Here is a 26,488-nt window from a genome sequence, read left to right as displayed (position 1 = left end):
CAGTCGGGACCAGGTCCCGGGCCGTTGCCTACTCCGGCGAACCGGCGGTCGGCGCAGCGCCAGGAGCAGCACCTGGCTTCGGCTTGAACTGCTTGTCGCTGATGCGGAATTTCTCGCGGCGATCACCCATCAGTTCGCGCAGCTCGCGAATGGACAGCTCGCTGACTTCATGCATGCGGATCAAGAGCGATGCACCCACCGGCAGGCGGCGGTGACGAATCTTGCTGATCACCGGCGGCGCCACTTCCAGCGCGCGTGACAGGGCTGCGTCATTCTTCAGGTGCAGCTTCTCGATCAACGCATCCAGCAGATGGTTCGGATCGTAGTTGACATGATCGGAAATGGAGTTGGTTTCAGCAGTATCGTTGGTAGTCATGATCGGGACGTTCCATTATGCAGATGTTTGTGGAAGGCTTTGCGCCTATGCATTAATTGTTTGTAAAACTGCAAAACGCGACTGACGGTATCTGAGAGCCAAGGCGATGCCTTTTTCTGCAGGATAACGAAAGCCCTATCAAAGAACGACTTCAAAACAACGCTTATCAAGTTCTCTGTTCTCTGACCAAGTGCGCTTGAGGCAGCACAACAATAATTCTATGTCTATATAGAAATAATTGCACATTTTTCATGCAGTCAGAAAATTCTATTCCACAATAGTTGCAGAAACTCATGCCCGAATTTGTAACAGATATTAACAGCATTCCTCGAAAAATTGCTAGCGTTGCCGTTTTGATACGACAAATGGCAGCATGTTCCAGCCAGTTAGCCCCAATTTCCTCAAGGTAACCATGTTTTTATCGAAGATGGCGGAGGCATCGGGGTAGGCTTCCACGGCCCTGTCGATGCTGTTTTCTCGCAACAGATGGAGGATGGGAAAAGGCGAGCGATTGCTGTAGTTCTCGATATCGTCGGGTTGCGTGTCGGCAAACTGGTAGTCCGGGTGGAAGCTGGCGATCTGCAGCACGCCGTCGAGCTCGAGTCGTTCCAGGATGCGATCGGCCCAATCCAGGAAGTCGTTGTATTCGTGGAAGTCGGCTAATGCGAGCGGAATGATGAAGAGGGTGGTGTCCACCTGTTCCGGGTCGGTCTTTGCCAGAAAGGCCAATTGCTGTTCCAGATCGGCCGCCAGGCTGTCCCAGTCCTGGCCCTGGCTGACGTGGTAGCGGACCTGGTCCTTCACATGGACCGACTTGGCAAAGGGACAAAGATTGAGGCCGATGACGGCCTGTTCCAGCCAGGCGCGGGTGAGGGCGATGACGTCGTCGTCGCTGAAGGGGGGCTCGGCGGCAGGGGAGGCGGAGGTGGCGTTCATGGGGCGGCATTGTCGCATGGGCAGGCGGACACGGGCAGCCGCCGGCCAGTTCAAGCCGCCACAAATGCCCACGCACCGGCCAGATCGGCTATGCTTGCCAACCTTTGGCGGCGGCCCCGTACCGGCGGCCCCGCATTTCCTTAGCAAGTACAAGTACACATTCCATGGCGCTCAAATCCACCATCTTCAAGGCTGACCTGCAGATCTCCGACATGGATCGGCATTACTACCAGCAACACGCACTGACCATTGCCCGCCATCCGTCCGAGACCGACGAGCGCATGATGATCCGGGTGCTGGCCTTCGCCCTCAACGCCAGCGAGTCACTGGCCTTCGGCAAGGGACTCTCCGATACCGACGAGCCCGACCTGTGGCAGAAGGACCTGACCGGCACCATCGAACTCTGGGTCGAAGTCGGCCAGCCCGATGACCGCGCCATCCTCAAGGCCTGTGGCCGCGCCGACCGGGTGCTGGTGTATAGCTACAGCAGCGTCTCCAATATCTGGTGGAACCAGACCGGCAGCCGCGTGGAGCGCGCCAAGAACCTGAAGGTGGTCAATATCCCGGCCGAGGCCAGCCAGGCACTGGCGGCCCTGGCGCAGCGCACCATGCAATTGCAATGCACGATCCAGGATGGTCAGGTCTGGCTGGGCGCCAATGAAGAGATGGTGTTGATCGAACCGGAAACGATCAAGGATTTTGCCTGATTCTCCACCAGGTTTGCGCGACGTGGCGCCTGTGCCTCAGCGCGCGGCCTGATTGACTGCAGCGGAAGCCCTATCCGGCTTGTGCTCCAGCGCATCGGCCCGATGCTGCAGATGCGTCAGCAGGCGCTGTCCTTCGCTGGTGTGGAACCACGCAGCGTGGCCCAGGAAATAGGTGTCATAGGCCAGCGAGGCATTCTGCGGCGACTGCGTCACGCCGTGGAAGTAATCCAGCTCGGCCAGCGCGAACTCGGCATGCACCAGCGGCAGTAGCGCCGCCAATGCGCGTGTCTGGCGCGCGTTCAGTGGTAGCACCGAGGCATATCCGTCCAGCATCGCATCCAGCAGATCCAGGTGCACCAGCTGCACCTGGCGTTGCGGGATGGCCAGCCATTCGACGATGTTGCGCTCGATGGCGGTCGCCAGGTCGTGCAGCGCGCAGGTGCGGTCGCACAGGCCGAAGTCCAGTACCGTCTCCACCTGCGCCTGTTCGGTGGCATCGCTCCACAGCAGGTTGGAGGCATGCCAGTCGTTGTGGGTCCACAGCGGCGAAAATTCATCCAGATAGGGTTTCAATCCGGCGTGCCAGGGCAGCAGGTGCTGTGCCACCTCGCCCCGCCAGGGGCGGTTTTCCAGGTAATCGGCGATGGCCGGACGCTGTTCGATGTAAGCCTGCAGGGGCCGCACCGGGTCTTCCTGCGAGAAGATGGTGAAGCTCGACACCAGCGGACGCGCCGGCCGCGCCGGCGCGTCGTAGCCGGCCGATGCCTGGTGCAGTCGTGCCAGCATGTGGCCTGCGGAATGCGCATGCTGGCCGCTGCTGAAGGGCGTCCACGACATCGCCTCACGGTACAGGTCGACCCCCGGCGCCAGCGGAAATACTTCATAGGTCCAGTATTCGTCGGCCAGCGCGGTGGCGCCCTCGGCGGTGGCCAGCGCCGGGCTGACCGGCAATCCGTTCGCCTGCAGGTGCGCCACGAAGCGATGTTCCTCGGCCAGTGCGACGACATCGCGTACCCGCGCATGATGGCGCTTGACGATGACGGGCCCGCTGGCGGTCTGCATCACGCAGGCCGCCGAGAACGGGCGTGGGCTATGCCACTCCAGCCGCAGCGGCTGGCCGACCTCGGGATAGTGATGCAGCACCCGGGCCACCTCCGCGGAGGTCAGCGCCGGCCAGTCGGAGATGACCGGCTCGGCGCCCATGCCATGGCTGATGACGCGGGTGAGATGGTGCGAGGCGGCTTGCATGATCGCGGCAACCGGTCAGAAATCGTATTGCAGCGACAGGCGCGCCGTGCGCGGCGCACCCAGGTGCACATAGCCGTCGCCCAGGTACTGGCCGGCATCCTTCCAGTAGCGCTTGTCGAAGAGGTTGTCGATGTTGGCGCGCAGGGTGGCGGTATGGCTGCCCATGCGCATGCGGTAGCGCAGGCCGGCATTGAAGACATGTACCGCCGGCAGATTGACGCTGCCATCGCGGGTGGCCGGCTTGCTGCTGCTGTAGAGCCAGTTGCCCATCAGGTTCAGGCCTTCCACGCCGGGCAGCGCGTAATCGGCATAGACGCTGCTGCGCAGGCGCGGCACGTTGACCACCTGCTGGCCATCGTAGGCGGCGGTGCCGGTATCGCTGGCGCGTGCGCGGGTGGCGGCCACGCTGGCACCAACGGCCAGGCGCGGGCTGAGCTTGCCGCTGGCGCCCAGCTCGATGCCGGTGTTGGTCTGGCGGCCTTGCTGGACGTAGGTAAAGCCGCTGGCGCTGGAATCCGGCTGCTGGTATTCGTAGGCCTTGCGGATACGGAACAGGGCGGCCGTCAGTGCCAGGTCAGGCGAGACATCCCATTTCACGCCGGTTTCCAGCTGACGTGCCACCGAAGGCGGCAAGGTGGTCGGGAAGTTGCTGACCCAGAACGGCGCGGAGGTCCCGAGGGTCAGTGTCTCTGCGTAGCTGCCATAGACCGAGAGGTCCTGCAGCGGCTTGAAGATCAGTGCCAGTTGCGGCAGGAACAGGTTGCGGGAGGTAGTGCGCGTGGCGTTGCCGTCGGCATCGAAGGCCTGCTCGTTCAACCACACCTGGCGGCCGCCGGCGATGGCTTGCCAGCGCTCGGAGAATTGCAGGCGGTCGCTGAAGAACATCGCCTTCTGGCGGCTGTCCAGGTTGCGATAGGCCGGGCCGGGAACATCGGTGGCCGGTGCCAATTCCGGTGTGCCAGTATAGATATTGCCCTCGCCCACCAACACGCTGATGCCATCGGGCTTGTCCACGGTCCGGCGCGACATCGCCAGGCCCAGCGTCAACTCGTGCTGCAGCCAGCCGGTGGCGAACTTGCCGATCATGACCGCCTGCGCTTCGTCATTGCGACGTTCGTCATTGGGGACGCGATAGTCATAGACATCGAAGTCGCCATTGGCACCGAAGGTGGTGGAAGCGAAGCTGCCGCTGCCATACGGGAAAGCCAGGTAATCATCGATCACCGCCCGGCTGCGACCGGCCTGCACGTAGCCGCGCCAGTCGGCATTGAATTCGGTATCCACGCGCAGGCGGTAGTTCAGCGCACTGTCGCGCACCGGTTGCGCCCACGATTGTGGCGTCAGCATGGTCTTGGGCGAGACTCTCGAGGGCAGGGTGGTGCCGCCCAGCAGCTGGTAGCCGGCTACCGAGTGCTGCGCCTTCTGCTGGTATTCGGCATCGAACTGCACCAGCGTCTTGGAGGACAGCGCCCAGGTCGCCGACAGCGAGGCAAAGTCGCGCCAGCCATCGCCATGGTCGACGTAGGAGTGGATGTCTTCATGCGCGGCGTTGATGCGCAGGCCGAACTGTTTCTGTTCGCCGAAGAGTACGCCCAGGTCGGTGGCCAGGTAGCGCGAGCCGTAGGAATCGGTACCCAGGGTGATCGAGCGTACATCGGCCGGGCGCTTGGTCACGTAATTGACGATGCCGCCGGCGCTGCTGACACCGGCCTGCAGTCCGGCCACGCCCTTGAGGAATTCGACGCGTTCCTTGTTTTCCAGCGCGATGTTCTGTTCGCCGGTCACCGTCAGGCCATCGATGCGATAGGCGCTGGCCGGGTCGAGCGTCACGCCACGGATGCTGAAGTTCTCGTAATAGCCCACCGGAGCGTAATTCTCGTTGATGGCGGCATCGTTCTTGACCACGTCCGAGAGCAGGCGCGATTGCTGGTCACGCATTTGCGCGGCCGTGACCACGGCCACCGAGGCCGGGGTATCCAGCAGCGGCGCATCGTCGAAACCGGCCACGGCGGCTGATCGAGGGCGCGCGCCATCCCTGGTCGTCCCGCTGGCGGTGACGTTGACCGTGGGCAGCGCTTCGCCCTTGTCGTCGCCGACATCGGCGGCGCGGGCAGTGGCCGACAGGCCGAGCGAGGTGCCGGCCAGCGTCAGCATCAGCGTGGAGGCCAGGGGTGCAATGCGTTTCATGGTGGTTCTGATCGTGGAGGGTAGGAGAGCCGGAGCGCCGGGCGCTCCGTCGTATCGGCCAGCGTGGTCGCCGGCTCAGCGATTGCGGGCGACGGCCACGGCGCGGCCGAGGTCGGCCACCGACATCGCATAGAAGTAGCTGCGATTGTACTGTGTGATGGCGTAGAAGTTATTGGTGGCGATCCAGTACTCGGTCGGGCCGGTGCCGTTCTGCAGATCGACCAGGCCGAAGCGCTGGCCGGCCGGCAGCGGCGGGGTGGAGATGCCGGCCGCGTGCAACTGGTCTTCGCTGTACTTGGCCTCCAGCCCCTGGTTGAGCATGGCTTGCCATTGCAGGTTGTCGGCCGAGACGGTGACCGGGAAGGCCACCGGTTCGCCGCGCTGCCAGCCATGCACGGACAGATAGTGGGCCACGCTGCCGATGGCATCCACCGGCGAATTGCGCAGGTCGATCTTGCCGTCGCCATCGAAGTCGACCGCGTATTCGCGGATGCTGCCGGGCATGAATTGCGGCCAGCCGATGGCGCCGGCATAGGAGCCGCGCAGCGACAGCGGATCGATACCGGCCTCGCGAGCCAGCAGCAGGGTGTTTTCCAGCTCGCCGCGGAAGAAGGCCATGCGGGCCTCGCGATTGGGCGTGTTGGGATAATCGAAGGCCAGCGTGGTGAGCGCATCCATGACGCGGAAGTTGCCGGTGTTGCGGCCGTAGACCGTTTCCACGCCGATGATGCCGACGATGATTTCCATCGGCACCCCGTATTGCGCTTCGGCGCGCGCCAGCGCCACGCCATAGGTATTCCAGAACTCGACGCCGGCATTGATGCGCACCGGTTCCACGAAGCGGGCGCGATAGGCGCTCCAGTTCTTGGGTTTGGTGCTGGGGGCCGGCTTGATCAGCTGGATGGCGCTGTCCACATAACGGGTCTTGGCGAAGAGATCGTTGAGGTCGCCCCGCTGGAACTGGTTGCGCTCGACCATCTCGTCGATGAAGCGGCCGACGTCCTTCCAGTCATTGAAGTTGACGAACTCGCCCTGATCGTCTGCCACGACTTTCTTCTTCGCTGCCGACTTTGCTGGCGGCTTGGCCTTGGGCTTGGCTTTGTCGCTGCCGGCTTTTTTGTCTGCCGGCTTTTTCTGGGTTTTCTTTTCCACAGGCTTGCCGTCCTGCGCATGCGCTGCCGGCGCCAGGGCGCACAGGCCGGCGAGCAACAGGGTGGAGAGGGACGAAGTCAGGCGAGGCAGGGAGATGGGCATGAGCGGCAAGCGGTGAAGCGATCTGGTCAGCGGAGCAGGGGCGGGACAAGCCTGCAAGTATACCGCATCGGCCCCCTTGCCCCGTGCTGGTGCATGCTGGGTGCTGCGTCCCGTACACGATACGCGACAGCGGATGTACACTAGGGCCTGTTCACATTCAATCTGGCGCCAACCCTCCGGGAGAGGCCGCCAAGCGTCGCCTGCCGTTGTTGCAGCTCCTTGCCGTAGCACCACTACGGCGCGTCGCTGCGCCTAGGCAGTCAACGCTTGGCGACCTCTCGCACTCGTAGATTGAATGTGAACAGGCCCCAGCCCGATGAGACAACCCGGCCGGCCACGGCTTGCCTGTTAGTAACAAGAGCAATAATGACCACCGCCATCTATACGCACGCCGACTGCCAGCGCCACGAAATGGGCGACTGGCACCCCGAGGCCCCCGCCCGTCTGGAGGCCATCGAAGATCAGTTGATCCTGAGCCGGATCGATCAATTCCTCGACCGCCGGGAAGCGCCGCTGGCCGATCCGGCCGAACTGGAGCGGGTACACACGGCTGCGGCCGTGGATTACGTGCGCGAGCACAGTCATGCGCTGAGCCTGTCGGGCGAGCGCTATTACTCCATCGACGGCGAGACCCTGATCAACCGGCACAGCTGGAATGCGGCCCTGCGTGCGGCCGGCGCGGCCGTGGCGGCGACTGATGCGGTGCTGGCCGGCGAGCTGGACAACGCCTTCTGCGCCGTGCGTCCGCCCGGGCATCACGCCACGCACGACAAGGCCATGGGTTTTTGCCTGTTCAACAACGTGGCGGTGGCGGCTCGGCATGCCATCGACGTGCACGGGCTGCAGCGGGTGGCGGTGATCGATTTCGACGTGCATCACGGCAATGGCACCGAAGACATCTTTGCCCATGATCCACGGGTGCTGATGGTGAGTTTCTTCCAGCATCCTTTCTATCCCTTTTCCGGCGATGGTCCGACCGAGTCGCACATCGTCAACGTACCGGTGCCGGCCTACTCCGATGGGGGGGCGGTGCGTCAGGTGGTGACCGAGAAATGGCTGCCGGCGCTGCATGCGCACCAGCCGCAGATGATCTTCATCTCGGCCGGTTTCGATGCCCATCGCGAAGACGACATGGGCCAGATGGGGCTGGTCGAGGCCGATTACGCCTGGATCACGCGGCAGATCATGAAGATCGCCGACCAGTACGCCCAGGGCCGCATCGTCAGCTGCCTGGAGGGAGGTTATAGCCCCTCGGCGCTGGGGCGCAGCGTGGTGGCCCACCTGAAGGTGTTGGCCGACCTGGAGTGAGCCACGCGCGCGCGGCGAGGATTTGCTGGCGCGCTAGGCCGGGTGGGGCTCGTAGGCCTCATAGGCCGCGATGATCGCATCGGCCACCGCCCGCACCCGGGCGGTACGGTTCAGGTCGCTGTGCAGGACCAGCCACATGTCGTAGGGCGTGGCCCGTTCCGGCCAGATGCGCACCAGCCCGCTGGCAGCGTCGCCCACATGGATGGGCAGTTCGCCGATCCCGAATCCCGCCTGCAGGCAGTCGTACATCACCAGCCCGGTACTGACTTCCATGGCCACGTTGGCATGGACGATGGATTCGCCACAGATCTGTTCGGGCTTGTTCGGCGAGATGCTGTACGGGTAGATCACGACGTCATGCCCCTTCAAACCGCTGCCGGATTCGGGCCGCCCCCGCTTTTTCACATAGGCCTTGGACGCATACATGCCTTTGTGCAGCCGCTTGAGATGGCGCGTGATCAGGTCCGGCGCGTCCGGGCGCACCGTGCGCACGGCGATGTCGGCTTCGCGCTTGGTCAGGTTGCTCAACTGGGTGGAGGTGGTGAGCACCACCTTGATGGTGGGATGGGATTCCCGCAGCCGCTTCAGGGCCGGCAACAGGAAATGCCGCGCCGTGATGTCGGTGGCGGCCAGCCGTACCACGCCGCACAGGCGCTCGTCGATTCCCTGCATCTGCCGCTGCAGTTGCTCGGCGCCTTGCTCCATCTGGCTGGCGGCCGCTGCAGCCAGTTCGCCAGCAGGGGTGGGCACGTAGCCACCCGGGGTGCGCAGGAACAGGCGTGCGCCCAGCGATTTTTCCAGCGCGGCCAGGCGCCGGCCGACCGTGGCCTGGTCGATCTCCAGGTGCTCGGCTGCACCGCGCAGGGTACCAACGCGGTAGATGGCGAGAAAGATGCGGGCGTTGTCCCAGTCCATGAGGATGTGCTTTCCGGGTAGATGAGCTGATGCAGATTTGCATCAGCCCGCTGATTTTATACCTCTTTATTGCATCGCAGCGAACGCCTAGAATCCATCCATCGTCACTCGCCCCGGGGGTACCGGCAGCGGGTCTGCCGCTCTCCCTTGCGCCCTTCGCGCAGAAAGAATGTCATGTCTTCCGTTCCTCGTCCGCTTGGCCCGGCACCCGCCGGCCATCCCCCTGTCACCGCTTTACCCCATCGGGCTGGCTTGCTGCCACTGGTAGCGCTGGCCATCGGTTTCGTCATGGCCATGCTGGACGTGACGGTGGTCAACGTCGGTCTCTCCAATATCGCCACCAGTCTCGATGCACCGCTGTCCACCCTGGTCTGGATCGTGGATGGCTATACCCTGACCTTTGCCGCCATGCTGCTGGTGGGCGGTGCGCTGGCCGACCGCTTCGGCGCGCGCAAGCTGTACCTGGCCGGACTTTTCCTGTTCGTGCTGGCCTCGTTGCTGTGCGGGGCGGCGCCCAATGGTCCTTTCCTGGTGGCGGCGCGCCTGCTGCAGGGGCTGGGTGCGGCTTTCTTCATGCCCAGTTCGCTGAGCCTGCTCAGTCACGTCTACGAGGATGACCGCGTGCGCGCCCGCATGCTGGGCGTGTGGTCGGCCACGGTCGGCCTGGCCGCAGCCATCGGTCCGCTGGTGGGGGGCGTGCTGATCCACTGGCTGGGCTGGCGCAGTATCTTCCTCATCAACGTGCCGGTCGGGCTGGTGGGCCTGTTGATGGCCAGGAAGCTCATCCCGCAGGTGGCCGGGCAGGCCCGTGCCCTGCATCTGTATAGCCACCTGGCCGGGGTGGTGATGCTGGCCGGGCTGTCCTTTGTGCTGATCCAGGGGCCGGTCTATGGCTGGACCTCGCCGCGCATCCTGGCCGGGCTGGCGGTGGCAGTGCTGGCCGCCGTGGCCCTGGTGCGACACGAACTGCGTGGCGTGGCGCCGCTGCTGCCCAAGGCCCTGTTCGCCACACCACAGTTTGCGGCCGCCAATGGCATCGGCTTCATGATCAACTTCGGGATCTACGGCAACCTGTTCTACCTGGCGCTGTTCCTGCAGCAGGGGCGCGGTGCCGATGCCCTGCATACCGGCCTGCAACTGGTGCCGATGATGGCCGTGGTGTTCTTCGGCAACCTGATGTCGGGCCGCATGGCCGCGCACTGGGGACCGCGCGTGCCGCTGTTGCTGGGTTTGTCGGTGGGTACGGTGTTTACCGCCGTGGCCATGAGCTTCCGCCCGGACACGCCTTACTGGGTGCTGGCCGTGGTCTGCGCTGCAGCCAACCTGGGCATCAGCACGGCCATCCCCGCCATGACCACGGTGGTGATGCAGGTGGCCGGCAAGGCCCACGCCAACAGCGCGGCGGCGGCCCTGAACGCCAATCGCCAGATCGGTGCCCTGGTCGGCGTGGCCCTGATGGGCGCCATCCTGCACAGCGTGGACGGCTGGGGGCTGCGCAATGGCCTGGCCTTTGGCGTCATGGCCGCCGCTTACGGGCTGGCGCTGTGGCTGGTGTGGCGTTTCGTCGGTGTTGTCAAGGAGTAATGGGTGACCCGGCGCGCCTGAGCGCGGTGTTGTTCCCCGTCCAACAGCCTGCCCCGACTTGTGCGCGGCAGGCTGTTTTATTGGGGATTTGTTAGGGATTGGCGGGGCAGGGCCGTAAAATAGCGCCTTCAACGAAATACGCACCAGAAAGAAATCCCGCATGTCCATCCAATGGTTCCCCGGTCACATGAACTCGGCCCGCCGCAAGGCCGCCGAGAGCATGGAAAAAGTCGATATGGTCATCGAAGTGGTCGATGCCCGCCTGCCGCAGGCCAGCTGCAATCCGATGATCGAGCAGTTGCGCAATGCGCGTCAGCGTCCCTGCCTGAAGATCCTCAACAAGACCGACATGGCCGACCCGGTGGCCACGCAAGCCTGGATCGACTACTACAACAGCCAGAAGGGCGTGACCGCCGTGGCGCTGTCGTGCAAGAAGCCCTCCGACGTGGCACGCGTGCCCAAGCTGGCCATGCAGGTGGCCCCGCATCGCGGCACGGCCCTGAAGCCCTTGCGCATGATGATCATGGGCATCCCCAACGTGGGCAAGTCCACACTGATGAATGCCTTGCTGAAAAAGCGCGTGGCGGCAGTCGGCGACGAGCCGGCCGTGACCAAGACCCAGCAGCGGCTCTACCTGGGCAACAACATGGTCCTGACCGATACCCCGGGCATGCTGTGGCCCAAGATCGAGCACCCCAGCGATGGCCTGATGCTGGCCGCCAGCCATGCGGTGGGCAGCAATGCGCTGATCGAGGAAGAGGTGGCCACCTTCCTGGCCGACCTGCTGCTGCAGCGTTATCCGCAATTGCTCAAGGCGCGCTACGGCTTCGATCCCGAGGACATGGATGGCGTGGCCGTGGTGGAGGGCGTGGCGGCCAAGCGGGGCTTCCGTCTCAAGGGTGGCGACTACGATTTCGAAAAGGCCGCGCATACCTTCCTGCAGGATTACCGCAGTGGTGCGCTGGGGCGCATCTCGCTGGAGACCCCGGCGTCGCGTGCCGAGCTGCTGGCGACCTACCGTTCCACCGACAACCCCGATGCCCTGCCGGCCGAGGATGAGGAAGACGAGGAAGAGGACGACTGGCGCAATGCGCCGGATCACCGGGAGCGCAAGGACTGAGTGCGCCTGTGCCGCTCGGTCGGCTTTCCTTCCGGCGTGCTCAAATCATCTAAATGATTTGAGCACGCCGGAAAAGCAACAAGGCCAGCGCGAAGCTGGCCTTTTCGTTTGCTGCAAGGATGCTGCAGGGGAGGCGGATTACCAGGAGGTGATCACGGAACCCTTGTACTTCTCCAGCACGAACTTCTTCACTTCCGGGCTGTGGTAGGCCTTGACCAGCTTGGCGACCCAGGGCTTGTCCTTGTCGGCAGCGCGGATGGCCAGCACGTTGGCGTAGGGGCCGGTCGACGCTTCCACGGCGATGGCGTCCTTGGTCGGCGACAGGCCGGCCGATTCGGCGTAGTTGCCGTTGATGACGGCAGCGTCGAAGTCATCCAGCGAACGCGGCAGCTGGGCGGCATCCAGTTCGATGATCTTGACCTTCTTGGGGTTCTCGACGATGTCCAGCGGGGTGGCCTTCAGACCGGCATCGGCCTTGAGCTTGATCACGCCCTTGGCCTGCAGCACCAGCAGTGCGCGACCGCCGTTGGTGGGGTCGTTGGGCACGCCGACACGGGCGCCTTGCTTGAGGTCGTTGAGCGACTTGACCTTCTTGGAGTACACGCCCATCGGGAAGGTGATGGTGGTGCCGACGCTGATGAACTTGTAGCCGCGATCCTTGATCTGCGCATCCAGGTAGGGCTGGTGTTGGTAGGAGTTGGCGTCCAGGTCGCCGGCGGCCAGGGCGGCGTTGGGCTGGATGTAGTCGGTGAATTCGATGACCTTCATCTGCACGCCGTCTTTTTCCAGCAGCTTCTTGACCTGTTCCATGATCTCGGCGTGCGGACCTGCGGTCACGCCCATCTTGATCTGGTCTTCGGCGAATGCGGGGGCCGACACCAGGCCGGCGGCCAGGCCCAGGCCTGCGATGAATTGAATCAACTGACGACGCTTCATGACTTTCCTTTCAAGCTTTTTTGAAATGCGCGGCGGATAGCTGCGCGGTGTTATCGATGCCGGTTGCGCGTGGCGCTCTTGGCGCTCTCTTGGCACGCTCTTGCGGCCACTCAGCGATGACTGAGCTTGCGCACCAGCAGGTCTCCCAGGGATTGCACCAACTGCACGAACACGATCAGGATCAGCACCACCGCCAGCATCACTTCCGGCAGGAAGCGCTGGTAGCCGTAGCGGATGCCCAGGTCACCCAGGCCACCGCCACCGATGGCGCCGGCCATGGCCGAATAGCCGACCAGGCTGACGAAGGTGATCGTGAGACCGGCGACGATACCAGCAAATGCTTCTGGTACCAAGACCTTGTAGATGATCTGCCAGGTGTTCGCACCCATGGCCTGTGCGGCTTCGACCAGGCCGTGGTCCACTTCGCGCAAGGCGGTCTCGACCAGGCGGGCGATGAAGGGCGCGGCGGCAATGGTAAGCGGCACGATGGCGGCAGCCGTACCGATGGAGGTGCCGACGAAGAAACGCGTCATCGGGATCACCGCCACCAGCAGGATGATGAAGGGGGTGGAGCGCACTGCATTGACCAGCAGGCCGGCGACGCGGTTGAAGACCGCATTGGGCAGTACGCCCTTGTCTTCGGTGATGTGCAGGGCGATGCCCAGCGGGATGCCCAGCAGCGAACCGACCAGGCCGGAAATCACCACCATCATCAGCGTCTCACCGAAGGAGCTGACGAACAGATCGATCAGTTCAGATGACATGGTTGAGCTCCTCGACGACGACGCCCTGCTCGCGCAGGTATTGCATGGCTTGGTTGATGTTTTCCTGCGAGCCGTTGGCGAGGATCGCCAGCGAGCCGAAGGCCTGGCCCTGGATCTCGTCGATCTGGCCGTGCAGGATGTTGAAATTCAGGTTGAAGCGGCGCACCGCTTCCGACAGGTGCGGCTGGTCCACATCGTTGCCGGTGAAAGCAAAGCGGAACAGGTGGTCGGTGCCCTGGCCGGCATCGGCGCGGGCCAGGCGCTCGCGCAGGCGCGCCAGCACGCCCTTGGGCAGTTCGTGGGCGATGACGTCGCCGATCAGTGCACGGGTGACTTCATGGCGCGGCTGGCGGAACACCTCCAGCACCTCGCCCTGTTCGATCACCTGGCCGGCTTCCATCACGGCCACGCGGTCGCAGATGTCCTTGATGACTTCCATCTGGTGGGTGATCAGGACGATGGTCAGGCCCAGTTCCTTGTTGATCTTGTGCAGCAGTTCCAGGATGGAGCGGGTGGTTTCCGGGTCCAGTGCGGAGGTGGCCTCGTCAGAGAGCAGGACCTTGGGATCGTTGGCCAGTGCGCGGGCGATGCCCACGCGCTGTTTCTGGCCGCCCGAAATCTGCGCCGGGTAACGGTCGCGCAGGGCGGTCAGGCCCACCAGTTCCAGCAGCGGCTCCACCTTGGCGGCGATCTCGGACTTGCTCTTGCCGGCCAGTTCCAGCGGCAGGGCGATGTTGTCGTAGACGCTGCGCGAGGACAGCAGGTTGAAATGCTGGAAGATCATGCCGATGCCACGGCGGGCCTCGCGCAGCTGGGACGAGGACAGGGTGGTCAGGTCCTGGCCGTCCAGGATGATACGTCCGGAGGTGGGGCGGTTCAGCAGGTTCAGGGTGCGTACCAGCGTGCTCTTGCCGGCGCCGCTGCGGCCGATGATGCCGAAGACCTCGCCTTTGCGGATCGACAGTTCGACGTTGCGCACCGCTTCGACATTGCCGAATCGCTGGGTGACAGCTTGTATTTCGATCATGATGGGAACGGAAATGGCAGCGGGCCCCCGGGTGCCGGCATCCCGGCACAACCCCTCAGGGAGACGCGCGGGCGGTCGCCGGATCACAGGTCTCCACTGCCATCGATATTTTTTATAAGAAGCCGCTATTTTAAGGCGGCAAGGTTATATAGGGAAAACAATTTTTCGCTTATGCATATAACCTCCGCGTCTTAGCATGCGACGGGAAGCCGCCTGGAGACTGACTTCCAGGGCGGCATCGGCACTTTTCCAGGCGCTGGTTGCCGGCCTGGTACGACAAAGTCTTCGAATAAATTCTAGTGGGTGCAGCAATTTTTGCCGGGATCGTCGCCGGGCGTCCGGGGAAGCGTATCTTTTTGCGTTCTTTCGGCCCGGTGGTGGCCGGTGCGCTACGTACCGCCTGCTGCCTCGACTACACCTATTCCCATGTACGCATACCCCGTCCAGGCGCTCAATGGTCGGCTCGATGAATTGCTGGAGCTGGCCAATATCGATGAAGTCATCCTCACCCGCGACAACGCCGAAAACCTCGTGCTGGTGCGGGAATCGGTCTGGCGCGGAGTCCAGGAGGCCCTGCACCTGCTGGGTAACGACCTCAATGCCGAGCGGCTCCTGTGCAGCCTTCAGCAGCTGCGGGCCACGTTGCCATCCGGACCATCCCCTTCGTGAACAGGCTCTGGCTTTCGCCGATGGCCCGGCAGGACCTGGCCTGGTGGCGCCGCCACGACCGTGTCACGGCCCGCGAGCTGTTGGGCCTGCTGCGACGGCTGCAAGACGACACCCCGCTGCCTGCCGCGCGCATGACCCGGTTGCCGCTGCGCTTGCCGGGCCTGTGGGCCATCCGGCTGTGCGGCGAACACCGCATCGTGATCGAGTGGATGCCGGGGATCGTCATCGTGCATCAGTGTGGATTTCATTACTGAAGCAGCAAAAAGGGACGTCCCTTTTTGTTGGCATTGGTTGCAATAAAGATACAGAATAATCTCATAAATCGACACAATTCAAATTATGAATCGATTGAGAAAATAAATACCGTTTAGATTTGCCGTAACTTCTTGAAGTCATCTTCCGGGAAGTGTGGGGGTGGCCACGCGAGATCGCGACCGGCACCCGCCAATCAACAGCAATCAAACCACTACGGAGTACTCTCTATGAAAAAGTCCATCCTGGCCCTGGCCGTGCTGGCTGCCTTCGCCGGCGCGGCGCATGCACAAAGCACTGTCACCGTCTATGGTTCGGTCGATGCCAGCCTGTCCTACACCAACAAGATCATCACTTCCGGCAAGGAAACCGGCGGTCAGGTGGCACTCGATTCCGGCCTGATGAAGGGCTCGCGCCTGGGCATCAAGGGTAGCGAAGACCTGGGCGGCGGCCTGAAGGCCGTGTTCAACATCGAGAACGGCTTCAACGTCGATACCGGCGAAGCTGGTCAGAAGGGCTTGCTGTGGGGCCGTCAGGCTTTCGTTGGCGTTTCGGGCAACTTCGGTACCATCCTGGCCGGTCGTCAGAAGGACGTCCTGGATGATATCGGCGGTATTACCTCGCCGGGTGACTTCGGCGGCGGTGTCAGCCGCATCCACTCGCTGAACCTGGACCGCACCAACGGCGAGCGCGTCAACAACTCCATCCGCTATAACTCCCCTGACTTCAACGGCTTCACCGGCAGCCTGATCTATGGCTTCGGCGAAGAGGCCGGCCGCACCGGTTCCGGTCAATCCTTCGGCCTGGGCGGCCTGTACGCCAACGGCCCGCTGAACGTCGGCCTGGGTTATTTCCAGAGCAAGATGGGTGATTCCAAGAATGCCAGTGACGTCAATGGCGCGGCAGCCTGCAACGGCCCCGGCAAGAATGGCGACACCTGCCTGAAGACCTGGACCCTGGCGGCTTCTTACCAGTTCGGCCCGGCCAAGGTCTACGGTTCGTACTCGCGCGTGAAACTGCCGCTGACCGCAGCACGTCCGGACTACAACCCGAAGGACTACAACTTCGCGATGCTGGTCGACCCGAAGCGCAAGGATCCTGCCTACAAGCCGGCAGAGAAGGCTGACTTTGCCATCGGCGGTCCCAACAACGAGTCCAGCCAGACTCTGGATGTAGGCGTGAACTACAAGCTGCTGCCGGCCCTGTCGCTGATCAGCAGTGTGCAACTGACCAGCGCCAAGTTCGTCAAGGGCTCCAACGGTCGCCTGGTGCAGTTGAACCTGGGCGCCAAGTATGACCTGTCCAAGCGCACCACGACGTATGCTGTCCTGCGCAACCTGCGTTCGAACGACATGTACAACGTCGGCACGGCCAGCGACCGCATCCCGGGCGCCAACCGCAGCCAGACCGGTCTGAATGCCGGGATGATCCACAGCTTCTAAGACGTTGGACGCCGCGCCTGCAAGGGCGCACTGTTCGAAGACCCGCATCCCACAAGGATGCGGGTCTTTTTCATTGTGTGAATTCCTGCATCAAGCTTCCGTCCTGGAATATGGTCGGCTGGCACGACCGCTCCAGAGACAGAGGGCAGGCGACTCAGAGTTGATCGCAAATCCGGCACGACCAGCGGCAAATGCCGATCGAAAGGTAGCGCGGAGCGGAACTGCCGCGCAGAGCGAAATCGGCCACCATCCAGTGGCACCAGCACAATAAAAAACCCGCATCGTCACCGATGCGGGTTTTCTTCTTGCAGCACAGGCCATGTCATCCATGGCCCGCAGCAGGAGGGCAATTACATCATGCCGTCCATACCGCCCATGCCGCCCATACCACCCATGCCGCCAGGCATGCCGGCCGGCTTGTCGTCAGCCACTTCGGCCACCAGGGCGTCGGTGGTCAGGATCAGGCTGGCCACGGAGGCAGCGTTCTGCAGAGCCGAACGGGTCACCTTGGCCGGATCCAGCACGCCCAGTTCCACCAGGTCACCGTAGGTGCCGTTGGAGGCGTTGTAGCCGAAGTTGCCCGAACCTTCCAGCACCTTGTTCACCACCACCGACGGCTCGTCGCCGGCGTTGAAGACGATCTGGCGCAGCGGCTCTTCGATGGCGCGCAGCACGATCTTGATACCGGCTTCCTGGTCGGGGTTGTCGCCCTTCAGGTCCTTGACGTTGGCGCGAGCGCGCAGCAGGGCCACGCCACCGCCAGGCACGACGCCTTCTTCAACGGCAGCGCGGGTAGCGTGCAGTGCATCTTCGACGCGGGCCTTCTTTTCCTTCATTTCGACTTCGGTGGCAGCGCCAACCTTGATCAGTGCAACACCGCCGGCCAGCTTGGCCACGCGCTCTTGCAGCTTTTCACGATCATAGTCGGAAGTTGCTTCGCCGATCTGGGTGCGGATCATGGTCACGCGTGCTTCGATGCCGGCAGCTTCGCCAGCGCCGTCGATGATGGTGGTGTTTTCCTTGCCGATCTCGACGCGCTTGGCTTGGCCCAGTTCAGCCAGGGTGGCCTTTTCCAGGGTCAGGCCGACTTCTTCGGCGATCACTTGACCACCGGTCAGGATGGCGATGTCTTCCAGCATGGCCTTGCGGCGGTCGCCGAAGCCAGGAGCCTTGACGGCAGCGGTCTTCAGGATGCCACGGATGTTGTTGACCACCAGGGTAGCCAGGGCTTCGCCTTCGACGTCTTCAGCCACGATCAGCAGCGGACGGCCAGCCTTGGCGACTTGTTCCAGCACCGGCAGCAGGTCACGGATGTTGGAGATCTTCTTGTCGAACAGCAGGATGAAGGGATTGTCCAGGGCGACGATCTGCTTCTCTTGGTTGTTGATGAAGTACGGCGACAGGTAGCCGCGGTCGAATTGCATACCTTCGACGATGTCCAGTTCGTTTTCCAGCGACTTGCCGTCTTCAACGGTGATCACGCCTTCCTTGCCGACCTTTTCCATGGCCTTGGCGATGATGTCGCCGATGTCCGCGTCGGAGTTGGCCGAGATCGAGCCGACTTGAGCGATTTCCTTGGAGGTGGTGGTGGGCTTGGACAGGTTCTTCACTTCACCGACGATGGCGGTGACGGCCTTGTCGATACCGCGCTTCAGGTCGGTCGGGTTGAAACCGGCGGCGACGTACTTGAAGCCTTCGCGCACGATGGCCTGGGCCAGCACGGTAGCGGTGGTGGTACCGTCACCGGCGTTGTCGGAGGTCTTGGAAGCCACTTCCTTGACCAGCTGGGCACCCATGTTTTCCAGCTTGTCCTTCAGTTCGATTTCCTTGGCGACGGAAACGCCGTCCTTGGTCACGGTCGGGGCGCCGAAGCTGCGCTCCAGCACGACGTTACGACCCTTGGGGCCCAGGGTGACCTTGACTGCGTTGGCCAGGATGTTGACGCCGTTGACGATCTTGGCGCGTGCTTCATCGCCGAAAATAACTTGCTTTGCTGCCATGTTGGATTCTCCAGAAATTCGGTTCAGTTCATGTCGCCGGGCTTGGTGCTGAAAGCTGGGGCAAGCGCCGGCTGCTGTCTTGTTGCCGAGGGCCCTCTATATATGAAGATACAGACGGGCCGGATGCCGAATTACTTCTCGACGACGGCGAACAGGTCTTCTTCGCGCATGACCAGCAGTTCCTGGCCATCGACCTTCACGGCCTGGCCGGAATACTTGCCGAACAGGACGCGGTCGCCGACCTTCACAGCCAGTTGGCGGACCTTGCCATCTTCCAGGATCTTGCCATTGCCGACGGCCAGGATTTCGCCCTGGTCCGGCTTTTCGGTCGCTGCATCAGGCAGAACGATACCGGAAGCGGTCTTGGTTTCCTGGTCGAGGCGCTTGACGATGACGCGATCGTGCAAAGGGCGAAGATTCATGAGAACTCCTTAATTTTCAATAAGTTAGCATTGATTGCGGCGAAGCCTGCAACGGTTTTCTTCCAAATGCAGCAAACCTCACCGCAAGAAAAAGGGGATTGCGCCCGGCGGGCTGTTAGCACTCTGCCGTGACGAGTGCTAAGTATAGGGATGGGCTTTGGATTTTTCAAGGCGTCAATTGACTGGCGCAAGTCGTGCTTACACCTTCAAACGCGAGGCAGCGAGGGAGCAGGGTGGCCGCGGACAAACCGATTTTCTCATCTTGCGGGATGAGTACCTTGGTGAGAAATGCGTACCCCCTGCGACCACTTGTGCGGGCGTGCAGTTTTTTTCGGTTTCACGTTCCCATTTGGTGCGAAACCCAATGCCGCGTATTAAAAAAGTGCATAAAACGTGCGATCTGTCTGAAGAACTGTACTGGTCTCCGTGCGCCGCTCCCAGCCGCACCATTACGGTGTATTCTGCCCAGCGGGGTGGATCGCGTCGTAGGAACTGCCCCGCCTGGCCTGGCGTTTCGTCCGGGCCGCTTACCTGAGGTGGCTCCGTCCCTTTTTAAGCGGGAAACACCACGGGGAGGGCTCCCGAGTCGTGATGCCATGGGGCATGGCTCGTTTTTTGCAGTAGCAGAGTCCGCAAGCAACATCCAGTCAGCAACTGGGGGTGCTGCGGTGTTGATCGTCCGGGCCTTCGTTCGCGGATGTCAGGATTGGTCAGCGCATATAACAAATGGCACAACGAACTGCGTTTTCAATCACTCTATCGGAAGTAATAGGAGCATTTCATGCAAAAAATTAAAGGGATTCCTGTCGCCACCGCCATCGTGGCAGCGTTCGCATTCGCAGGGGCTGCGCAGGCACAAGAGGTCATCAAGATCGGTCACGTCGCTCCCCTGACCGGTCCCAACGCCCACATCGGCAAGGACAACGAAAACGGCGCCCGCATGGCCGTGGACGAGCTCAATGCCAAGGGCTTCATGATCGGCGGCAAGAAAGTGACTTTCCAGCTGGTTCCCCAGGATGACGCTTCCGATCCGAAGCAAGCCACCACCGTGGCCCAGGCCCTGGTCGATGCCAAGGTCAAGGGCGTGGTCGGCCACATGAACTCGGGCACCACCATCCCCGCTTCCAAGATCTACTTCGATGCCGGCATCCCGCAAATCTCGCCGTCGGCCACCAACCCCAAGTACACCCAACAAGGCTTCAACACCGCCTTCCGCGTGGTGGCCAACGATGGCCAGCTGGGTGGCGTGCTGGGTCGCTACGCCGTCAATGAACTCAAGGGCAAGAACGTCGCCGTCATCGACGACCGTACTGCCTACGGTCAAGGCGTGGCTGAGGAATTCCGCAAGAGCGCGCTGGCTGCCGGTGCTACCGTGGTGGCGACCCAGTACACCACCGACAAGGCCACCGACTTCAACGCCATCCTGACCTCGGTCAAGTCCAAGAAGCCTGATCTGGTCTTCTTCGGCGGCATGGACGCCGTGGCCGGCCCGATGCTGCGCCAGATGGATCAGCTGGGCGTGGCTGCCAAGTTCATGGGCGGTGACGGCATCTGCACCACCGAACTGCCCAACCTGGCTGGCCCCGGTCTGAAGGACAGCGAAGTGGTCTGCGCCGAAGCCGGTGGCGTGACCGAAGCAGGCAAGAAGGCGCTGGACGACTTCAAGGCTGCCTACAAGAAGAAGTTCAACCAGGACGTCGTGATCTACGCTCCGTACACCTACGATGCGCTGATGACCCTGGCCGATGCCATGCAGAAGGCCGGTTCTTCCGATCCCAAGGTCTACCTGCCAGAACTGGCCAAGATCCACCACAAGGGCGTGACCGGCGAAATCGCCTTCGACGCCAAGGGTGACATCCTGAACGGTACCCTGACCCTGTACACCTACAAGGGTGGCAAGCGCTCGCTGCTGAGCGTGGTCAAGTAAAGAGGGAAGCTGCAGTTCTGCTCCTGCCGGCCACTGTTACGGTGGGCGGCAGCAAGCCAGGGCCGTACAAACCTGGACAAAGCCCCGGCCTCGTGCCGGGGCTTTGTCGTTTTTCCCGTCGATTAATTCACAAGGCTTCATCCGTAAATGAAGGTTTGTTGGCGCACCGTTCTTTACGGATTATAATGAGAACAGTTCTCATTATTTTTCGCCGTCATGACCGACGTCGTCCAACCCGCTCCGCGTCACCCAGACATCGCTGGCCTCTACACCGGTCATCACCAATGGCTGCTGGGCTGGCTGCGCCGTCGCACCCATGATGCGGAACTGGCGGCCGACCTGGCCCAGGACACCTTCGTGCGGGTCATGGTGTCGCGCCGCAGCTTCTATCTGGAGGAAGTACGGGCCCTGCTGGCGACCATCGCACGCGGTCTGGTGATCGATCATTTCCGTCGCTGCGCGCTGGAAGCCAGCTTCCTGGAGCTGCTGGCGCAACTGCCGCCCGAGCACCTGCCATCGCCCGAGGCGCAATTGCTGGTGCTGGAAACCCTCAACGAAATCGATGCCATGCTGGCCGCATTGCCGGCCAAGGTGCGCAGCGCCTTCCTGCTGTCACAACTGGATGGCCTGGGCTATGCCGAGATCGCCGAGCGCCTGCAGGTTTCGCTCAGTTCGGTACAGCAATACATGAAGCGTGCCTTCACCGCCTGTTACAGCGTCCAATATGGCCGCTGAGATCACCGCTCCCACCGACGACATCGTCAGGACCGCCATCGACTGGATGGTGCGGCTGCAATCGGGCACCGCCACCGCCCAGGAACACGAAGCCTGCCGCCGCTGGCGCACCGAGCAGCCGCAGCACGAACTGGCCTGGCAGCGGCTGCAGTCGTTGAGCGAGCGGGTTGCCACGCTACCGCGCACACTGGCGCATGGCAGCATCGGCGATGGTGAAGCCCGCAGTCGTCATAACCGCCGCTTCGCCGTCAAGGCCCTGTGCCTGGTCGCAGGGGTAGGGCTGGTGGCCACCGGCGCCGGCATGGCCACCTCCTGGCCGGCGTTGATGGCCGAATATTCCACCCGGGTGGGCGAGCGGCGGCGTGTGCTGCTGGCCGACGGTACCGTGCTCGAACTCAACAGTGCCACGGCCATCGACACCGCCTACGACGACCAGCAGCGCCTGATCAAGCTGCATCGCGGTGAAGTGCTCATCACCACCGCCCGCGAAGAGGGCCACCCCTATCGTCCGTTCATGGTCCACACCCGCCTGGGGCAGGCGCGTGCGCTGGGTACCCGCTTCCAGTTGCGTGACAGCGAGGCCGGCATGCGACTGGCCGTCTATGCCGGTGCGGTGGCCTTCACCGCCAGGGATGGCGTTGGCAGCGTGCGCATCGATGCCGGGCGGCAGGGCATGTTCGACCAGCATGGCCTGGTCGGCAATCTGACGCCCGCCAATGAACAGGCGCTGGCCTGGACCGACGGCGTCATCGTCGCCGACCGCATGCCGCTGGGCGAACTGGTGGCCGAGCTGGACCGTTACCTGCGCGGCAGGCTGCGCTGCGATCCGGCTGTTGCGTCGCTGCCCATCTCGGGCGTGTTCCCGCTGGACCAGCCGGCGCGTATCCTGGCCGCCATCGCGCGTACCTTGCCGGTGCAGATCGATACCTGGACTTCCTACTGGATCACCCTGCGTCCACGGGCAGCAGCCCCACACAGCACGACGTAAAGATTTCTTGGCCAGCCTCTGCAGTTTTTTGCAGCTCGTTCGGTTTACCTGATAGCAAGCTCGCCCATCACCGTAGACCGACATGAAAACAACGACCCGTTTCCCCTCCCGTCCGACCCTCTCCAGGCTGGCCGTACTGGCTGCCCTGGCAACGCCCATGGCCACCGTCCAGGCCCAGGCCAGTGACGCCCAGCGCCAGGCCTATGATCTGCCCGCCGGCCCGCTGAACCAGGTCTTGAACAGCTTTGCGCGCCGTGCCGGCGTGCTGCTCTCGTTCGACCCCGCCGTGACCCGCGAACGCCAGAGTGCCGGCCTGTCCGGGCGCTACACCGTGGACGAGGGCTTCGCCGCCCTGTTGAGCGGCTCCAGCCTGCAGGCCGTCAAGAATGCCGATGGTGGCTACACGCTGCTGGCACCCACCGTGGGCAGCAACGCCAATGCCGTCCTGCCCACCGTGACCATCACCGAAAGCGCCGACCCGACCGCCCCCTATGCCGGCGGCCTGGTGGCGCGGGGTGGCAGCCTGGGCGTGCTCGGCACTGCCAGCGTCATGGATACCCCGTTCAGCACCACCAACTACACGTCGCAAGGCATCGAAGACGTGCAGGCGCGCGCCATCGGCGACGTCATCGCCAACGACGCCTCGGTGCGCAACACCAATGGCAACGGTGGCTTTGGCGATAGCTACCAGATCCGCGGCTTCACCATGTCGGCCAACGATGTGGCCTTCAATGGCCTGTATGGCATGGTGCCGCTGACCCGCATGCCCATCTCCATGGTCGAGCGCATCGAAGTGCTCAAAGGTCCGGGCACCCTGATGTATGGCATGGGGCCGGCCGGCGGTGTCGGCGGCGCGGTCAACCTGATTCCCAAGCGCGCCCATGAAGACCCCATTTCCAGCGTGACGGCCACCTATCTGTCCAATTCGCAGTTCGGTCTCAAGGCCGACCTCGGCCGCCGCTTCGGTGAAAACCAGGAATGGGGCGTGCGCGTCAATGCGCTCTATGCCGACGGCAATACCGGCCTGTCCGGCAGCAATCAACAGCAGAGCATGGGGTCGGTCGGACTGGACTACAACGGCGGTCGTGTGCGCTGGAGCCTGGACGCCTATACCCAGCATGAAGATGCCCGCAACTTCCGCCCGCAATTCAGCATCAGCAGCCTGGTCATGCCGGACGCGCCCTCGGGCAAGACCAATCTGTATCCCGGCACCACGCTGCAATCGGACGACAAGGCCGCCACCACCCGTCTGGAATACGACATCAACGACCAGCTGACCGCCTATGGCGCAGTCGGCTACCACGTCGCCAGTTCCGCCCAGAGCTGGCCCGGCGCCACCATCCTCAATGCACGCGGCGACACGGCTACCCTGTACAACGGCTATTACGACCAGCAGGTGACCTCCACCTCTGCCGATGTCGGCATGCGGGCGCGCTTCAATACCGGCGGCATCAAGCACACCCTGATGCTGGGCGTGAACATGCTGAACCAGCAGACCGATTATTTCTACCTCTCCGAACCCAGCAGCGTCACCTCCAACCTGTATAACCCGGTGGCCCTGCCCACCGTCACCGGCAGCCGCGGCCAGCCCACGCCGCAAAGCCAGGTGCGCCTGACCAGCGTGGCCCTGACCGATACCCTGTCGCTGGCCGATGACCGCCTGCGCCTGATCGGCGGACTGCGCCGCCAGCAGGTCTATTCGCACAGCCTGGTTGACGATACCCAAACCTCCAACAAGACCGCCATTTCCCCGGTGCTGGGCGTGGTGGTCAAGCCGATGGAGAGTGTCTCCCTCTACGCCAACTACACGGCAGCCCTCAGCGCCGGCGGCTTCCCCTCAGCCACCGACGGCAATCCCAACCAGCTGTTCCCGCCGTACAAATCCAAGCAGATCGAGACCGGTGCCAAGATCGACTGGGGCCGCGTGACCACCACTGCCGCCGTGTTCCAGATCGAGCAGGCCAATTCCAGCACCACCCTCGTCAATGGCATCAACACCACCACCCAGGATGGTCGCAACCGCGTGCGCGGCCTGGAACTGGCGGCCTATGGCGAACTGCAGCGCGGCCTGCGCTTCAATGCCAGCGGCACCTTCTTCGACGCCAAGCAATACCACACCGACAATGGCACCAACGACGGCAAGGATGTCGGCGCCATCCCCAGCAGCAACTTCAACCTCGGGCTGGACTGGGACGCGCCCTGGCTGCAAGGCCTGGCGCTCAATACCCGCGTGACCCGCACCGGTTCGATGTGGTACAGCAATGAAAACACGCTCAAGGTGCCGGGCTGGACCCGCGTTGATATCGGTGCCCGCTACATCACCAAGGCGGCAGGGCAGGTCGTGACCTACCGCGCCAATATCGAAAACCTGTTCGACAAGAACTACTGGCTGATGCAGAACGGCTATGTGGGTACCTCGTCCGGCCGCACGCTGGTGCTGTCGGCGCAGGTCGATTTCTGACCTCACCCGCTTGCGCCGTCAGGCGCAGCGTCCAAGCCTGCAGAAAAGCTCTGTCGCCCTCGGGGCGGCAGGGCTTTTTTTCTTGAGCCTGTTGAGCCTGTTCTGGTCCGATGGCGAATATTTTTTATACGATTTATATCGCCGACCTCTTCTACAGGATCAGGGCCGCTTGACACTGCAGTGAGTCAGGCCGCTCAGGCCGCTCAGGTCGCTCAGGTCGCTAAGGTCGCTCAGGTCGGTACAGCATCCATCTCCCGCGCGCTTTCCAGGAATATCCGCCGCAGCCACTCGATGCCCGGATCATTGGTGCGATAGCGGTGCCACTGCATCATCTGATGCATCTCGGCCAGCGGCAACGGGCTCTCCTTGATCACCACCGGCCATTGCGGCGCCAGCTTGCGCGCCAGGCGGCCGTGCACGGTGGCAATCCGGTCCGTGCCCTGCACCAGCGCCACCGCAGAGGCAAAGCTGAAACTGGTGACTTCCACGCGCCTGGCAAAGCCCAGCTTGTTGGTCATCCACGCTTCCACCGACGAGGCATTGGCGCCCGGCGGCACCATCACCACATGGCCCGCGTTCATGTAGCGTTCCAGCGTCAGTTCGCCGTCGGCCAGCGGGCTGTCGCGCCAGACCACGCACACGTGGCGTTCGCGAAAGACTTCTTCGGCGGGGTGGTCGGGCGTGCAGAATTCCTGCGGCAGGATCAGCAGATCGACCTCGGCACGGTCCAGAGAGCGGGGCGGGTCTTGCACCTGCGGCATCAGCGCAAAGCGGATGCCCGGCCCCTCGGCGTAGGCACGCGCCATCACCCGCGGCACCAGCACACTCAGGCTGAAGTCCGAGACCGAGATGCGGAATTCCCGTTGTGATTGCGCCGGCACGAAAGCCGGCTTGGCGGCGATCGAACCCTCGATGCGCCGCAGGACATCATTGACCGCGTCGCGCAGCACTTCGGCCCGTGGCGTGGCTTCCATGCGGCGCCCGACCTGGATCAGCAATTCATCGTCGAAATATTCGCGCAGGCGGGCCAGCGCATTGCTCATGGCCGACTGGCTCAGGTGAATCTTCTCGGCGGCGCGGCTGATGCTCAGTTCAGTCAGCAAGGCATCCAGGGCGACCAGCAGGTTGAGGTCGAGCTTGTTGAAGCGCATGGGCGTATCTCCGTTGTTCGGGCGTGCCGGCCTTCTGTACACAGGGTGTGCGGGCGCGGTCATGTATTGATGCCGCCCA

23 protein-coding genes are annotated in these 26,488 nt (G+C 63.0%); 11 read left to right on the top strand and 12 right to left on the bottom strand.

Annotation, left to right across the window (positions count from 1 at the left end; all coding sequences use genetic code 11):
- Positions 1-28: 28 nt before the first annotated feature.
- Together BTM36_RS13560 and BTM36_RS13555 are read right to left on the bottom strand one after the other, a co-directional pair.
- Positions 29-376 (bottom strand): hypothetical protein, encoded by a 348-nt coding sequence (locus BTM36_RS13560; RefSeq protein ID WP_006713143.1) that lies wholly within the window; start codon positions 374-376, stop codon positions 29-31.
- Positions 377-715: 339 nt separating this feature from the next.
- Positions 716-1,312: a DUF1415 domain-containing protein gene (locus tag BTM36_RS13555; protein WP_077236688.1), complete on the bottom strand. Its 597-nt coding sequence runs from the start codon at positions 1,310-1,312 to the stop codon at positions 716-718.
- 164 nt (positions 1,313-1,476) lie between these two features.
- On the opposite strand from BTM36_RS13555, the gene BTM36_RS13550 reads away from it, so the two are divergent.
- Positions 1,477-2,019: a YaeQ family protein gene (locus BTM36_RS13550; RefSeq protein ID WP_077236687.1), complete on the top strand. Its 543-nt coding sequence runs from the start codon at positions 1,477-1,479 to the stop codon at positions 2,017-2,019.
- A gap of 36 nt (positions 2,020-2,055) precedes the next feature.
- Here BTM36_RS13550 and BTM36_RS13545 read toward each other — a convergent pair whose 3' ends face one another.
- The 3 genes from BTM36_RS13545 to mltB all read right to left on the bottom strand — a co-directional run bounded on the left by BTM36_RS13545 (position 2,056) and on the right by mltB (position 6,708).
- Positions 2,056-3,267, bottom strand: coding sequence for a phosphotransferase enzyme family protein (locus BTM36_RS13545; protein ID WP_077236686.1), 1,212 nt, complete (start codon positions 3,265-3,267; stop codon positions 2,056-2,058).
- A gap of 15 nt (positions 3,268-3,282) precedes the next feature.
- A complete protein-coding gene (locus tag BTM36_RS13540) occupies positions 3,283-5,454 on the bottom strand; it encodes a TonB-dependent siderophore receptor (RefSeq protein ID WP_077236685.1) in 2,172 nt (723 codons plus the stop codon).
- 75 nt (positions 5,455-5,529) lie between these two features.
- On the bottom strand, positions 5,530-6,708 hold the full coding sequence (gene mltB, locus BTM36_RS13535; protein WP_174616851.1) for a lytic murein transglycosylase B: 1,179 nt from the start codon (positions 6,706-6,708) through the stop codon (positions 5,530-5,532).
- 366 nt (positions 6,709-7,074) lie between these two features.
- Here mltB and BTM36_RS13530 point away from each other — a divergent pair, with 366 nt between their 5' ends.
- A complete protein-coding gene (locus BTM36_RS13530; protein ID WP_077236683.1) occupies positions 7,075-8,016 on the top strand; it encodes a histone deacetylase family protein in 942 nt (313 codons plus the stop codon).
- Positions 8,017-8,049: 33 nt separating this feature from the next.
- On the opposite strand, the gene BTM36_RS13525 is transcribed toward BTM36_RS13530, so the two are convergent.
- The gene (locus BTM36_RS13525) at positions 8,050-8,931 is read right to left on the bottom strand and encodes a LysR family transcriptional regulator (protein ID WP_077236682.1); all 882 of its coding nucleotides are present in this window, start codon (positions 8,929-8,931) and stop codon (positions 8,050-8,052) included.
- Between the two features lie 288 nt (positions 8,932-9,219).
- Here BTM36_RS13525 and BTM36_RS13520 point away from each other — a divergent pair, with 288 nt between their 5' ends.
- Positions 9,220-10,515: an MFS transporter gene (locus tag BTM36_RS13520; protein WP_254427002.1), complete on the top strand. Its 1,296-nt coding sequence runs from the start codon at positions 9,220-9,222 to the stop codon at positions 10,513-10,515.
- Positions 10,516-10,675: 160 nt separating this feature from the next.
- Positions 10,676-11,635: a ribosome biogenesis GTPase YlqF gene (gene ylqF / locus BTM36_RS13515; protein WP_077236680.1), complete on the top strand. Its 960-nt coding sequence runs from the start codon at positions 10,676-10,678 to the stop codon at positions 11,633-11,635.
- Between the two features lie 138 nt (positions 11,636-11,773).
- On the opposite strand, the gene BTM36_RS13510 is transcribed toward ylqF, so the two are convergent.
- From BTM36_RS13510 to BTM36_RS13500, 3 genes are all read right to left on the bottom strand, one after another.
- A complete protein-coding gene (locus tag BTM36_RS13510) occupies positions 11,774-12,571 on the bottom strand; it encodes a MetQ/NlpA family ABC transporter substrate-binding protein (RefSeq protein ID WP_077236679.1) in 798 nt (265 codons plus the stop codon).
- Positions 12,572-12,681: 110 nt separating this feature from the next.
- Complete coding sequence (locus BTM36_RS13505; RefSeq protein WP_006713129.1) at positions 12,682-13,335, bottom strand: methionine ABC transporter permease; 654 nt, start codon at positions 13,333-13,335, stop codon at positions 12,682-12,684.
- Positions 13,325-14,362 carry a methionine ABC transporter ATP-binding protein gene (locus tag BTM36_RS13500; RefSeq protein WP_006713128.1) on the bottom strand — a complete coding sequence of 346 codons (1,038 nt, stop codon included), beginning with the start codon at positions 14,360-14,362 and terminating at the stop codon, positions 13,325-13,327. Before BTM36_RS13500 ends, BTM36_RS13505 begins: the two co-directional genes overlap by 11 nt.
- Positions 14,363-14,788: 426 nt before the next feature.
- Here BTM36_RS13500 and BTM36_RS13495 point away from each other — a divergent pair, with 426 nt between their 5' ends.
- From BTM36_RS13495 to BTM36_RS13485, 3 genes are all read left to right on the top strand, one after another.
- Positions 14,789-15,031, top strand: coding sequence for a type II toxin-antitoxin system Phd/YefM family antitoxin (locus BTM36_RS13495; protein ID WP_077236678.1), 243 nt, complete (start codon positions 14,789-14,791; stop codon positions 15,029-15,031).
- Positions 15,028-15,285, top strand: a complete 258-nt coding sequence (locus BTM36_RS13490) for a type II toxin-antitoxin system YoeB family toxin (protein ID WP_139347147.1) — start codon at positions 15,028-15,030, stop codon at positions 15,283-15,285. The genes BTM36_RS13495 and BTM36_RS13490 overlap by 4 nt, the downstream gene beginning before the upstream one ends.
- A 228-nt stretch (positions 15,286-15,513) precedes the next feature.
- Positions 15,514-16,725, top strand: a complete 1,212-nt coding sequence (locus BTM36_RS13485) for a porin (RefSeq protein ID WP_077236676.1) — start codon at positions 15,514-15,516, stop codon at positions 16,723-16,725.
- Positions 16,726-17,075: 350 nt separating this feature from the next.
- Here the strand turns inward: BTM36_RS13485 and groL are convergent, their stop codons facing one another.
- Together groL and groES are read right to left on the bottom strand one after the other, a co-directional pair.
- On the bottom strand, positions 17,076-18,725 hold the full coding sequence (gene groL / locus BTM36_RS13480) for a chaperonin GroEL (RefSeq protein ID WP_039876549.1): 1,650 nt from the start codon (positions 18,723-18,725) through the stop codon (positions 17,076-17,078).
- Between the two features lie 131 nt (positions 18,726-18,856).
- Positions 18,857-19,147: a co-chaperone GroES gene (gene groES / locus BTM36_RS13475; protein WP_006713122.1), complete on the bottom strand. Its 291-nt coding sequence runs from the start codon at positions 19,145-19,147 to the stop codon at positions 18,857-18,859.
- 781 nt (positions 19,148-19,928) lie between these two features.
- Here groES and BTM36_RS13470 point away from each other — a divergent pair.
- The 4 genes from BTM36_RS13470 to BTM36_RS13455 all read left to right on the top strand — a co-directional run bounded on the left by BTM36_RS13470 (position 19,929) and on the right by BTM36_RS13455 (position 25,258).
- Entirely contained in the window at positions 19,929-21,074 is a 1,146-nt protein-coding gene (locus tag BTM36_RS13470; RefSeq protein ID WP_077236675.1) for a branched-chain amino acid ABC transporter substrate-binding protein, read from the top strand.
- A gap of 216 nt (positions 21,075-21,290) precedes the next feature.
- The gene (locus tag BTM36_RS13465; protein ID WP_077236674.1) at positions 21,291-21,809 is read left to right on the top strand and encodes a sigma-70 family RNA polymerase sigma factor; all 519 of its coding nucleotides are present in this window, start codon (positions 21,291-21,293) and stop codon (positions 21,807-21,809) included.
- Complete coding sequence (locus BTM36_RS13460; protein ID WP_077236673.1) at positions 21,799-22,797, top strand: FecR domain-containing protein; 999 nt, start codon at positions 21,799-21,801, stop codon at positions 22,795-22,797. The genes BTM36_RS13465 and BTM36_RS13460 overlap by 11 nt, the downstream gene beginning before the upstream one ends.
- Positions 22,798-22,879: 82 nt before the next feature.
- Positions 22,880-25,258, top strand: coding sequence for a TonB-dependent receptor (locus tag BTM36_RS13455; RefSeq protein WP_077236672.1), 2,379 nt, complete (start codon positions 22,880-22,882; stop codon positions 25,256-25,258).
- 230 nt (positions 25,259-25,488) lie between these two features.
- On the opposite strand, the gene BTM36_RS13450 is transcribed toward BTM36_RS13455, so the two are convergent.
- Entirely contained in the window at positions 25,489-26,409 is a 921-nt protein-coding gene (locus BTM36_RS13450) for a LysR family transcriptional regulator (RefSeq protein ID WP_077236671.1), read from the bottom strand.
- Positions 26,410-26,488: the final 79 nt, after the last annotated feature.

It is taken from the genome of Herbaspirillum sp. VT-16-41 (assembly GCF_001994935.1).
Lineage (GTDB): Bacteria > Pseudomonadota > Gammaproteobacteria > Burkholderiales > Burkholderiaceae_D > Herbaspirillum > Herbaspirillum frisingense.
The sequence above is the reverse complement of the archived record's forward strand: the minus strand, read 5'-3'. Positions and strand labels throughout refer to the sequence as shown.